Origin of the sequence: Synechococcus sp. R5-13 (genome assembly GCF_047462015.1) — a bacterium.
In the GTDB taxonomy this organism is placed as follows: Bacteria; Cyanobacteriota; Cyanobacteriia; order Thermostichales; family Thermostichaceae; genus Thermostichus.
Genome location: NZ_JANSIL010000170.1, coordinates 22,320 through 33,023, shown reverse-complemented (window position 1 = coordinate 33,023; position 10,704 = coordinate 22,320). Strand labels below are relative to the sequence as shown.

The window sequence follows — 10,704 nt, the reverse complement described above, 5'->3', positions numbered from 1 at the left end:
ACAAACAGAATGCTATCGCTGCATAGTTGAACAGTGATGTTCAGCAGTGTTCAGCGTAAATGTATCAGTTATGGGGATGTCCCAGCTCACCGCAGCAGAGCTGCCCCCCAGCCAAATAGCCCATCCACCAACAGGGTATTCAGCACTGCTCCCGCAAATGCCCAATGGTGCAAGCGGCGGGATCCCTGGACTCTCCACAATCCAACACCCAGCAACAGAAGGCCCAAGCCGATGCCCCAACCCAGGCCCCAGGGGGTAGCCATTTTGTCGAGGGCCGCCCTAAAAGGGACAACCGCCTGCTCCAACCGGTCAAACTGCATCGCCTGCCGCCACTCAGGCAGCAGCCCCACCGAGTGAATGTAGAGATCTGTAACCGCCGTACCCCACAGGGAGCCGAGATAAAACCAGGTACCGATGCGGGCAAACCGTCGCCGTGTCCCCCACCAGACAATCGGGATCCCCAAGGCTTCCATGGGCATGTGCCAAAGAGGCTCAAAGCGCAGCCATCCCCAATACAGGGATCCTGCCAGCCAAGTCAGGGTAAAGCCGTACAGCAAATCTCCCCACAGGCGGGTACGGGGCTGGGAGTAGAGATGCAAGCTAAGGCCCAGCCAGCCCAAAGACATCACCAAACTGACCCAAGGGGCATACCGCACCAGGGGCGCTTGCACAAAAACGGGCAGACTCACGAGCAGAGCTGCCACTCCCCCAATGGCATGGTGGGATCGAAAACGCCTTTGAGCCGAGAGAGGGCGGGGATCCAGCCCGGCCAAACGCTCAGAGGACAGCAGAGGCTCATCTTGGAGAGGGGGTAAAAAAGGTGTAGAAGACAAAATGCAATATTAAAAACCTTTACATCAGTTAACATAGCACCTTCTTTGCCCTTCCCTCTTCTCCCCAGCAGGAGCGGGGAAGCCTTGGGGGCCTGGCATTCTCTCTCCAGAGATGTCAGGGTGGGAAGGAGGTGCTGGCCGGAGGAAACTGTATGGACTTGTTGTTGGCAGGAGACATCGGGGGCACCAAAACCAGCCTCAGCCTTGTCAATGCCGAGGATCCCGAGCACAGCCTTTACCACTGCCGCTATGCCAGCCAAGATTACGCCAACCTCGCCCCAATGGTGGGAGAGTTTCTGGCCCAGGCTCGGCGGGAGCTGGGGCGAGATCCACAGCCTGCTGCCGCCTGTTTTGCAGTGGCCGGCCCCGTCATGGAAACAAGGGGCTCAGGGTCTGAGGGACAGACTGCCAAAGTGACCAACTTGCCCTGGGATCTGCAGTCGAGCCAATTGGCCGCAGAGCTGGGGATCCCGCGCGTAGCCTTGATCAACGACTTCAGCGCTGTGGGGTATGGCGTGCTTGCCCTCGGCGACCAGGATCTGGACACCTTGCAAGTGGGTGAGCGTCAACCGCGGGCTCCGATTGGCGTGATGGGAGCAGGCACGGGTTTGGGGCAGGCTTACCTTACCTGGGGAGAAGGGGGTTACCAAGTTCATGCCAGCGAGGGCGGTCACGTGGACTTTTCCCCGCGCACCCCTCTGGAGTGGGAGCTCTTGAGGTATTTGCAAAAACGGCACGGACGTGTCTCCACCGAGCGGGTGGTCTCGGGGCAGGGGATCGTTGCCATTTATCAATTTTTGCGGGATAGCCAGTGGGGCTCAGGAGAAGAACAGCTGCTGGCCCAAATTGAGGCTTGGGAAAAGGGAGCTAAGCATATTGACCCGGCAGCCCAAATTGCCAATGCTGCCATGGAAGCACGGGATCCTCTGGCGGTGGAGTGTCTGCGGCTTTTCATCAGCCTGTACGGGGCTGCAGTCGGGAACTTTGCCCTACACCTATTGCCGCGCGGGGGCCTGTTCATCGCCGGGGGGATCGCGCCCAAGCTCTTGCGCCTACTGCATCAAGGGGAGTTTTTGTCCTCGTTTTTGGATAAGGGGCGGATGCGTCCTCTTCTGGAGCAACTGTCGGTGCAGGTGGTAGTGAATGCGCAGGTGGGGCTGAGGGGAGCTGCTCGCTACGCCGCCAACCTTTGGTAGGGAGCAGCCGCTGCTACTGAGGTTGCCGCCCCGGCCCAGCAGGCGATCGCAGCAATCCCAATGGGTGCTGGAAAATCTCGCCCAGCCGCCCTTTGCCGGGATCCCAGACTTCTTCCTTGAGCCAGCAGATGGGTCAAGATGGGATTGCGCCTTTGCTGGGCTGGATTGGCAGACCCCACACCGGAAAGCACTCTGCCTGTGGCTCCGCCATCCAACTGACAATGATCGCCACCACGCAGAGGGACTTCATAGAAACTTCATGGTTGATCCGATGAATCCAATCTTTTGGGCTTTGGGCATAGCTGTGCTGCTGGCCGTGGGCTTGGCAGCCTATCTGTTGACTGCTCGCAAATACGAGTCTCCCGCCTCTGTGGCCAAGTCTTACGACGAGTGGACTCGGGATGGGATCCTAGAGTTTTACTGGGGCGAACACATTCACCTAGGCCACTACGGCTCTCCTCCCCAACGAAAAAATTTTCTGCAGGCCAAGCACGACTTTGTCCACGAGATGGTGCGCTGGGGCGGGTTGGATCGACTGCCTGCAGGGACAACCGTGTTGGATGTGGGCTGCGGCATTGGTGGGAGCTGCCGCATCTTGGCCCGCGACTACGGCTTTGTTGTAACCGGTATCACCATCAGTCCTCAGCAGGTGAAGCGGGCACAGGAGCTGACCCCCCCCGATCTCAAAGTTGAATTTCGGGTGGCCGACGCCCTTGATCTGCCCTTCCCCGATGCCAGCTTCGATGTGGTGTGGTCCATTGAGGCAGGGCCCCACATGCCGGACAAGGCCCGCTATGCCCAAGAGATGCTGCGGGTGTTGAAGCCAGGGGGAATCCTGGTGGTGGCGGACTGGAACCAGCGGGACGACCGGCAAAAGCCCCTGAACTTTTGGGAGCGGCTGGTGATGCGGCAACTGTTGGATCAATGGTCACACCCTTCCTTCTCCAGCATCGAAGGCTTTGCCGAGCAGTTGGAGGCTACTGGCCTGGTGGCGGGACGGGTAGAAACCGCCGACTGGACTCAGGAGACCCTTCCCTCTTGGCTGGATTCCATCTGGCAGGGCATTGTCCGTCCCGAAGGGTTGCTGAAGTTTGGCTTGGTGGGCCTGATTAAGTCGCTACGGGAGGTGCCCACTTTCTTGCTCATGCGCCTGGCCTTCGGCACCGGCCTCTGCCGCTTTGGCATGTTCCGAGCGGTGCGGGCAGCTTGTGCTCACAGCCCCAGCTCGGACTTAGCCTGTTGGGCGGCCAGGAGCACCTCCGCATCTTCGGCCTGCGACCAGTCGGGGTCGGCGATCTCGGCGTAGAACCGCTGGTCGTAGGGGCGGGTTTGCACCACCACCGGCATGGGCACGGCATGGCCCAGAATTAGGGCTTGCTGTTTGGAGTCCAACTTGGCCAGCACCGTTTTCAAGTTCTGGCTGCCCGCCACCCCTGTGAACACCGCCTCGATATCTTGGTCGTCGTTGAGGAGTGCCGTAATGCGAGTGCCCAACTGCGACATCACTTCGCTATCGATGCTGGAAGGGCGTTGATCCACCACCAGCAGCGTGACAAAGTACTTGCGCATCTCGCGGGCAATGGTGCCGAAGATGGTCTGCTTGGCCGCCCGCGGATTTAGAAAGCGGTGGGCCTCCTCGATGGTGATGCACAGTTGACGGGGCCGGTCGAGGGGATTTTTGGATTGCAAGTACCGCTCCGTCTGATGTACGTAGGCCTGGTGAATGCGGCGGGTGATGACGTTGGCCGCCAACATGTAGGAGAGCAGGTTGGACTGGGATCCAAACTCGATAACCACGTGAATGCCGCGGCTGAGGGCATCCAAAATCTGGCCGATGTAGTTGTGGGGCAGGGTGCTGCGGATGTACTTGAGGTTGTCAAGGCGGGTGAGCTTGCGCTGCAGGGCCATCATCGAGGCTTTGTTGCCCATTTTCTGTTCGCAAAACTCTTGAATCTCGGTGTTGGAAAGGCTCAAGAGGCGGCTGATCCAGTCGCGGCCAAACTCGTTGCGCAGGATAATGGCATTTTCCAAGCTGGCTTCCGATAGGTTCAGCTCCTCTGCCAACAGGGCCAGATCCTCCACCTCGATCTGGTTGTAGGCAATAAACAGCTCCTGCGCATCCCGCACCCCTCGCCGCCGGGTGGAATCGGGATCCAGGGTGTAGATTTGCACCTGACCGGGAAAGAGCTGCCGCAAGCCTTTCACAGTAGTGGCGTGCTTGTCTTCGCTGGCTGCCTCCCAGCCGTACTCGGAGTGCATGTCAAAGATCAGGTTCACCGCTGCCCGCTTGCGGATGATGCCGGCCAGGATCAGGCGGGCTAGAAAGGACTTGCCGGTGCCCGATTTGCCGAAAATGCCGTTGCTGCGCTCCACCCAGCGATCCAAGTCCAAACAGATGGGCACAGCCATGTCGAGGGGCTGGCCGATGGCAAAGTTGCGCCGCTCTGGGTCGTCTTCCCAGCCGAAGACGGTGCGAAAGTCCAGTTCCCGTGCCTCATACACTTGCGAAAAATGGGCGGGCACTGTTTTCACGGGCAGCAGCTCCATGGCGCCAGCGGAAGGGGGTTCTTGGCCGAGGGGAGCTGCCAACGCTTCTGGCCGTTCGGGATTGACCAGGGGATACAGCCTTTCCCCTTCCGTTTGCCGCGGCACCAACATCAGCATCGGGGTGAGGGCAATAATGCCGTAGGTGCCGGTACCGGCCAGCACCTCCTGCAGCAAGGTCTCTTCCGGGCGGGGGGGATTGACCAGAATTTGGGGGTTGCTGGTTTCTAGGGTAACGTCAGTAAGCAGGCCAAAGAAGCGGTTGCGCTGCCCCTGGATCACCACGAATTTGCCCACCCGCAAGTCTTCTACCGAGACACCGGGATTGAGGCGAGCTTCCAGCCCTCGACTCAGGGATCCCTGAATCACGGTGGCCAAAGGTTGAGGAGGGGTCATGGCAGTGGGGGTTGGGTTCCAGATGCCTTATTCAGTTGCCCATCTGTAAGCGGGCGCTGGTGCGGGGGGCGCCATCCTGCACAATCCAGGTGCGGACGATCTCGACTTCCTCGGGTGTCCAAAAACCTAGACGGGACAAGGGCAGCCCGCGGGCTTGAATGTAGGCAATCTCAGGGGATCCGCCGCGAGCTTGGGGGCGGTTGGGGTTAATGGCGTTGAGGATGTAGGCGTGGCGGCTCGTCCACCGGGGATTGATCAACTCGCTATTGGGATCCCCGGGCCTGACATAGGCCATCGTGGCCTCATAACTGTCCAGCAACTGGGTGCGCTGCCGTCCTGCCGGCTGATGGCAACCCACACAACTGGCTTCTAGCAGCGGTTTGACATCCCGTTCGTAGGTAAATTGCGGTTCGGTGCGAAAACTCAGCTGAATGGCCTGCTCGAGGGGCAGCCCCTCTTGGGGAGAAAGCGTGAGGGTGTAACGGGTGCTAAAGCGCAAGGGATCCCGAGGCTTAAGCAACAACTCGTCTCCCTGCACATCAAAAATAACCGCTGCCGGCGGATCCAACTGAACCGCCAGACGTTGTAGATTGGGATCCAGTGGCCGATTGAATTGCAGCCGAATGACTCCATCCACAAAAACATCCTGCTGTTCGGGGGTAGGCTGGGAAGACACCCACTCCAAAAATGCCTGACTTTGAGAAGCATTCGACTGAGGCCAAACTTGCCGATGAGACTCGATGACAAAGAACGCTGCTGCCAACAACAACAGCCCCGCCCAAGTTCGCCACCGCCGCCAATGGCGAAAGACATTTTGTACGGTCGGAGTGTTCATTGCCGCAGACCCAATTTAACTGTTGTCAGAATAGCGAACTTACCCACACTTCAGCCATTGATGAGGTACAAACTGCCAGGGATCCCCAGCGGATCATGAGGATCCCTTGTTCTGAAAAGTAGAAAGACAATGAGCACCGGAGCGAAGGGAAGAGGTCGCTGCTCCCAAGCCCCTAGAGGCCGAAAGGAATACCAAAGGCTTTACCCAAGCTGAGATGAACTCACCAGCAGGGAAAAGCATCCAGGGAGACAGCAAATCAGTTGACCCGCTCCAGCTTGATGTTATGGTGGCCCAGCTTGATCTCGAACTCATCTCCGGGCTTGAGGCCCATCTTCTTGGTGTAGGCAGCTCCAATCAGGAGGTTGCCATTCTTATGAACCGAAACCCGGAAGGTAGGAGCGCGGCCACGGGATCCATTTTCGTCACTAGCGCCGAGATCCACGCCAACGGCCTTCAACAGGGCGTTGTTAAACTGCATCAGATTCACTCGCTCCTGACCATTCTTGGTGTAGGTGACATAACCACAGGCGCGAGCTTTTTCCTTGCGATCCGCATTTCCCATTGAAGTTACCTTGTCGAGGAGCTCTTGGCCAGTGAGTGGTTTTGGTTTACTGGTTGTAGCCATATCAAGATGGTTTTAGGGACAACTGTTAGTGTAGCCAGAAACAAACAGCGATTGCAATAGAGTTTGATCCAACTCTTCTTAATTAGAGGGAATGAGTGAGCGACTGCAATGGGATCTGAGGGCTGGTTGCGCAAAACAGCAGTGGGGAATTCCCTCTGAAGGCCAGAACCTATGGGGGAGACTTTGGCTGAAATGGGGAATGATAGGCTCTCAGGCCCTATTCTCGACAGGGTCATCCGTCCAAGTCAAAGTATCTTTGGGCGAGGGATCCCCGCTTTGCCGCCGGAATTGAGCAAAAGCAGGGAAACTGGAAACAAGGCTGTTTGCGTGTCACTCAATATGGATCCCTTTTGGTCGGGGCGGCGTCTCCTCATTGGGGTGAGCGGGGGGATTGCTGCTTACAAAACGGCAGCTTTGGTGTCTGCTCTGGTGCAGCAGGGAGCAGAGCTCAAGGTGGTTTTGACAAAAGCTGCGGAACATTTTATTTCTCCTTTGACTTTTGCCACCTTGTCCCGCCAGCCGGCTTTTACGGATGCCGCCTTTTGGCAAGCAACACGAGGACGACCGCTGCACATCGAGTTGGGGGAATGGGCGGAGGCTCTCCTCATTGCACCCTTGTCGGCCAACACCTTGGGCAAGTTGGCTCATGGGCTGGCGGATAACTTGCTCACCAATGTGGTTTTGGCTTCCCGGTGTCCGGTGGCGGTGGCACCGGCTATGAATACGCAGATGTGGAAGGCGGAGAAGGTGGCCGAGAATTGGCAGCGGCTACACCAGGATCCCCGTTTTTGGGCCTTGCCGACGGCCAGTGGCCGCCTGGCCTGTGATGCGGTGGGGGAAGGGCGCATGTTGGAGCCGGAGGCGCTGCAGGAGTATGTGCGGGCTTTGCTCTGGACAGGGGGGAAAAAAGATTGGCAGGGCAAGCGGGTGTTGGTGACGGCGGGGGGTACACGGGAGCCCATCGACGCGGTGCGTTTTATCGGCAACCCGGCCAGTGGTCGGATGGGAGTGGCGCTGGCGGTGGCGGCAGCCTGCCGGGGGGCGACAGTGACGCTGGTCCATGGGCCGTTGGGGATCCCCTTTGATCCAGCGCCCTTCGCCATTCGGGCCATTCCGGTGGAGACGGCAGCCCAACTGGAGGCGGCTTTGCAGGCGGAATTTCCCCAGGCGGATCTCTTGTGGATGGCTGCTGCTGTGGGGGATGTGCGCCCCTCTCAGGTTTACGCGGGGAAGCTGCCCAAAGCCGATCTACCCCAGATGTTGCCGTTGGAGCCGATCCCTGACCTGCTGGCAGCTCTGGCCCGCCACAAACGCCCTGGCCAACGCCTCATCGGCTTTGCCGCCCAAAGTGGGGATCCCTTGCCACCGGCCAGAGAGAAGCTCCGCCAGAAGGGCCTGGATGCTATTGTGGCCAACCCCATCGACCAACCGGATAGCGGCTTTGGCAGCAGCCACAACCAAGGCTATTGGATCCCCCAGCAGGGAAGTCCAGAGCGGATCCCATTGGCAACCAAGCCAACCCTGGCCCACCGGCTGCTGGATCTGGCCCGGCAATTGGAGTTGGGCTACTTTAGTTAAACTCCCTCTCCCTCTGGAAGAGGGGCCGGGGGTGGGGGCTGTGCGGTACAGAACGCTAAACTTCCCGGAATAGCTGTTCGCGAACTGCCTCAAGAACCTGTGTAAAGCCACAGGGGCAAGCCCGAGGTGCTCACTTCAAACTGCAGACGGGCCAAGGCTTCTGCTGCCGGCAGAAATCGAGACCAACCTCTGCGCCGGGGGAGCAGGTCGTAGAACTTCGCATCCGTCGGCAAACCGGCCAGCTCTGCCGCCCAAAGGCGGGCATCTTCCTCTGTGCCCAAGCGATCCACCACACCCAAGTGAAGGGCCTGCTCTCCGCTGAAAATGCGACCATCGGCAAAAGTTTTGACCACATTCAAACTTAACTTGCGGGCAGCGGCAACCGTCTGCACAAACTGGCCGTAGGTAATGTCGATCAATTCTTGCAGGATGTTTCGCTCTTCTGGGGTCAGCTCGCGATCAAACGAGAGAATATCTTTGTAGGGGCCAGACTTAATTACCTTAAATGAAATCCCCACCTTATCCAGGAGGCGTTCGATATTATTGCCTCGAATGATCACGCCAATGCTACCGGTGATCGTTCCTGGGTTGGCGACAATTTTTTCGGCTCCCATGGCAATATAAACCCCCCCAGAGGCGGCAATGTTGCCAAAGCTGGCGACAATACGGGTGCCCTTTTTCTCCCGCAAACGCAAGAGGGCATTGTAGATTTCTTGGGAGTCGGCCACCGTCCCGCCTGGACTGTCGATGCGCAGCACCACAGCAGGGATCTGGTTTTCTTCCACCTCTTTCAGGGCCTTGAGAACCCGCTCGCGAGTTTTGCCATCAATGGCCCCTGCCACCTCAATGCGGCCGATTTGCCGGCGCAAGCCACCCAAGAATAATCGCTTCAGCATGGAAAAGAACTGGATAGGGATAAGTGCATATTCTGTATCATGAATGGCGGCTCATGGCTTGGTCAACCAGTTGCCTATACGTTGCCATACACCGGGATCACCGCCCCTCGCAGATCCCGCGCTGCTTCTGAGACCAAAAAGGCGATCACCTGCCCGATGGACTCTGGCTTGACCCACAGCTCGGCTTGCTCGGATCCCATGGCAGCTCGGTTGGCCGGCGTGTCGATGAGGCTGGGCAGGATGACGTTGGCTGTGATGTCTGTGCCTTTGGTTTCGGCGGCAATGGTACGGGTCAGGGCCACCACCCCTGCTTTGGAAGCGCAGTAGGCGGCCAATTGCGGGCCCGGCTCCACCGCTCCTCGGGATCCCACCGTTACAATCCTCCCATAGCCCTGTTGCCACATTCTGCGCAGGCTGTGCTTGCAGGTCAGGAATGTGGTGGTGAGGTTGAGGTCGAAGTCGCGATACCAGTCCGCCAAGCTGTACTCGTGGGTGGGGCCCATGGCAAAGCCCCCCACCAGGTGGATCAGCCCATCCACGCGGGGTAGGTCGGCAATGACGCGGGCAACCGCCGCCTCATCTGTTAAATCCACTTGCACAAAGCGAACCCGATCCAGAGCATTGGCCGGCAGGCGCTCCCGCAAAATGGTGAGATCTTTTTCTTGTCGATAGGTCAAGGTCAGCTCTGCTCCGCTGGCCAGCACCACGGGAACCACCCCCAAACCCAGCCCGCCTGTGCCGCCGGTCAAGAGGATTTGCTTGCCTTGGTTGCTTTGCATGGATGCACCTGCATTGGCGAAAGGGATCCAGAACAAGATCGGGAAGGGACTTCAAAAACCCCAGAGGATGTTTGGGTTCGTCCAACTGAGCTTCCCTCTCTCACCCTACCCCGGTTCCTGCCCCTCTTGAAGAACAACAGCCCTTTTGGGCGCTTTCTCCAGCAGCAGGTCGCTCAAGGCCAGCCAGTGGGGCAGGGCCAGCTCTTCGGCGCGGGCATCGGGGTTGAGGCGGAGCTGAGCCAAAGCTGCTGCAACCGCTTCTCGCTCCACCAAGCTTCCCAGGGCATTGACGAGCTTCTTGCGGCGGGTGGAGAACCCCTGTCGAAGGAGGTGGTTAAACCAGCAGGGATCCCGGACGGGGGTGGGGGCGGGGCGGGGGGTGAGGCGAATCACAGCAGATTCCACCTTGGGGGCGGGCTTGAAAGCGGTGGGGGGCACCCTGCAGATCAGCTCGCAATCGGCCAAATACTGCGTCCGCAGGCTCAGAGCACCATAGGCTTTGCTGCCGGGGCCGGCCTGCAAGCGCTCGGCCAGCTCTTTTTGCACCAGAAGGACAATGCGCTCGAACTGCCGAACCGGCTGGGCCGGGGATCCGAGCACCTTTTCCAAAATGGGGCCGGTCAGGTTGTAGGGGATATTGGCCACCAGCAGGCGGGGTTGAGGAGGCAGCGGCAGGCGGAGAAAATCTCCCTCCAGCAGGTGAAAACGGGGTTGGCCGGCGAACCGTTTTTGCAGCAGTCGGCACAGATCCCGGTCGATCTCCACCGCCACCACCTGGACACCCTGGGCCAGCAATCGCCGCGTCAGTTGGCCGGTGCCGGGGCCGATCTCCAGCACCCAAGTGGGATCCGCCCCTCTCTCCAGATCATTCAACTGGGCAGCCCGCACAATCGCCTCGTGAACAGCGGGATCCTTGAGCCAATGCTGACCAAACCGTTTACGAGGATAGGGCATGGGGGAATGTTCGCGCAGTGCTGCGCCGCAACCGAGAGGTACCCAGAGCGGTTGAAGGAGAAATGGCC

At 59.0% G+C, this 10,704-nt stretch carries 10 protein-coding genes; 3 read left to right on the top strand and 7 right to left on the bottom strand.

What is annotated here, in order from left to right; translation table 11 throughout:
* Nucleotides 1–86 precede the first annotated feature (86 nt).
* A complete protein-coding gene (locus NW840_RS12675; protein ID WP_414329009.1) occupies nucleotides 87–833 on the bottom strand; it encodes a DUF3120 domain-containing protein in 747 nt (248 codons plus the stop codon).
* A gap of 152 nt (nucleotides 834–985) precedes the next feature.
* Here NW840_RS12675 and NW840_RS12670 point away from each other — a divergent pair, with 152 nt between their 5' ends.
* Entirely contained in the window at nucleotides 986–2,029 is a 1,044-nt protein-coding gene (locus NW840_RS12670; protein ID WP_414344654.1) for a glucokinase, read from the top strand.
* A gap of 271 nt (nucleotides 2,030–2,300) precedes the next feature.
* Nucleotides 2,301–3,335: a methyltransferase domain-containing protein gene (locus tag NW840_RS12665; protein ID WP_414344653.1), complete on the top strand. Its 1,035-nt coding sequence runs from the start codon at nucleotides 2,301–2,303 to the stop codon at nucleotides 3,333–3,335.
* Here NW840_RS12665 and NW840_RS12660 read toward each other — a convergent pair.
* The 3 genes from NW840_RS12660 to NW840_RS12650 all read right to left on the bottom strand — a co-directional run bounded on the left by NW840_RS12660 (nucleotide 3,242) and on the right by NW840_RS12650 (nucleotide 6,429).
* On the bottom strand, nucleotides 3,242–4,969 hold the full coding sequence (locus NW840_RS12660) for a helicase HerA domain-containing protein (protein WP_414344651.1): 1,728 nt from the start codon (nucleotides 4,967–4,969) through the stop codon (nucleotides 3,242–3,244). The two genes, NW840_RS12665 and NW840_RS12660, sit on opposite strands and share 94 nt — an antisense overlap.
* 31 nt (nucleotides 4,970–5,000) lie before the next feature.
* Nucleotides 5,001–5,804, bottom strand: a complete 804-nt coding sequence (locus NW840_RS12655) for an Ig-like domain-containing protein (protein WP_414344649.1) — start codon at nucleotides 5,802–5,804, stop codon at nucleotides 5,001–5,003.
* 256 nt (nucleotides 5,805–6,060) lie between these two features.
* Nucleotides 6,061–6,429 (bottom strand): AbrB family transcriptional regulator, encoded by a 369-nt coding sequence (locus NW840_RS12650; protein WP_011432615.1) that lies wholly within the window; start codon nucleotides 6,427–6,429, stop codon nucleotides 6,061–6,063.
* A 339-nt stretch (nucleotides 6,430–6,768) separates the two neighbouring features.
* Between NW840_RS12650 and coaBC the strand changes: the two genes are divergently transcribed.
* A complete protein-coding gene (coaBC, locus tag NW840_RS12645; RefSeq protein WP_414344656.1) occupies nucleotides 6,769–8,007 on the top strand; it encodes a bifunctional phosphopantothenoylcysteine decarboxylase/phosphopantothenate--cysteine ligase CoaBC in 1,239 nt (412 codons plus the stop codon).
* An 89-nt stretch (nucleotides 8,008–8,096) separates the two neighbouring features.
* Here the strand turns inward: coaBC and sppA are convergent, their stop codons facing one another.
* The 3 genes from sppA to rsmA all read right to left on the bottom strand — a co-directional run bounded on the left by sppA (nucleotide 8,097) and on the right by rsmA (nucleotide 10,636).
* Complete coding sequence (gene sppA / locus NW840_RS12640) at nucleotides 8,097–8,903, bottom strand: signal peptide peptidase SppA (protein ID WP_011432617.1); 807 nt, start codon at nucleotides 8,901–8,903, stop codon at nucleotides 8,097–8,099.
* Nucleotides 8,904–8,977: 74 nt separating this feature from the next.
* Entirely contained in the window at nucleotides 8,978–9,682 is a 705-nt protein-coding gene (gene fabG / locus NW840_RS12635; RefSeq protein ID WP_414344647.1) for a 3-oxoacyl-ACP reductase FabG, read from the bottom strand.
* 105 nt (nucleotides 9,683–9,787) lie between these two features.
* Nucleotides 9,788–10,636 carry a 16S rRNA (adenine(1518)-N(6)/adenine(1519)-N(6))-dimethyltransferase RsmA gene (gene rsmA, locus NW840_RS12630; protein WP_414344646.1) on the bottom strand — a complete coding sequence of 283 codons (849 nt, stop codon included), beginning with the start codon at nucleotides 10,634–10,636 and terminating at the stop codon, nucleotides 9,788–9,790.
* Nucleotides 10,637–10,704: the final 68 nt, after the last annotated feature.

Excerpts from the sequence above, each read along its gene's own strand:
- NW840_RS12670 (WP_414344654.1), top strand. The coding sequence starts at position 986 with ATGGACTTGTTGTTGGCAGGAGACATCGGGGGCACCAAAACCAGCCTC.
- NW840_RS12665 (WP_414344653.1), top strand. The coding sequence starts at position 2,301 with ATGAATCCAATCTTTTGGGCTTTGGGCATAGCTGTGCTGCTGGCCGTG.
- NW840_RS12660 (WP_414344651.1), bottom strand. The coding sequence starts at position 4,969 with ATGACCCCTCCTCAACCTTTGGCCACCGTGATTCAGGGATCCCTGAGT.
- NW840_RS12655 (WP_414344649.1), bottom strand. The coding sequence starts at position 5,804 with ATGAACACTCCGACCGTACAAAATGTCTTTCGCCATTGGCGGCGGTGG.
- NW840_RS12650 (WP_011432615.1), bottom strand. The coding sequence starts at position 6,429 with ATGGCTACAACCAGTAAACCAAAACCACTCACTGGCCAAGAGCTCCTC.
- coaBC (WP_414344656.1), top strand. The coding sequence starts at position 6,769 with ATGGATCCCTTTTGGTCGGGGCGGCGTCTCCTCATTGGGGTGAGCGGG.
- sppA (WP_011432617.1), bottom strand. The coding sequence starts at position 8,903 with ATGCTGAAGCGATTATTCTTGGGTGGCTTGCGCCGGCAAATCGGCCGC.
- fabG (WP_414344647.1), bottom strand. The coding sequence starts at position 9,682 with ATGCAAAGCAACCAAGGCAAGCAAATCCTCTTGACCGGCGGCACAGGC.
- rsmA (WP_414344646.1), bottom strand. The coding sequence starts at position 10,636 with ATGCCCTATCCTCGTAAACGGTTTGGTCAGCATTGGCTCAAGGATCCC.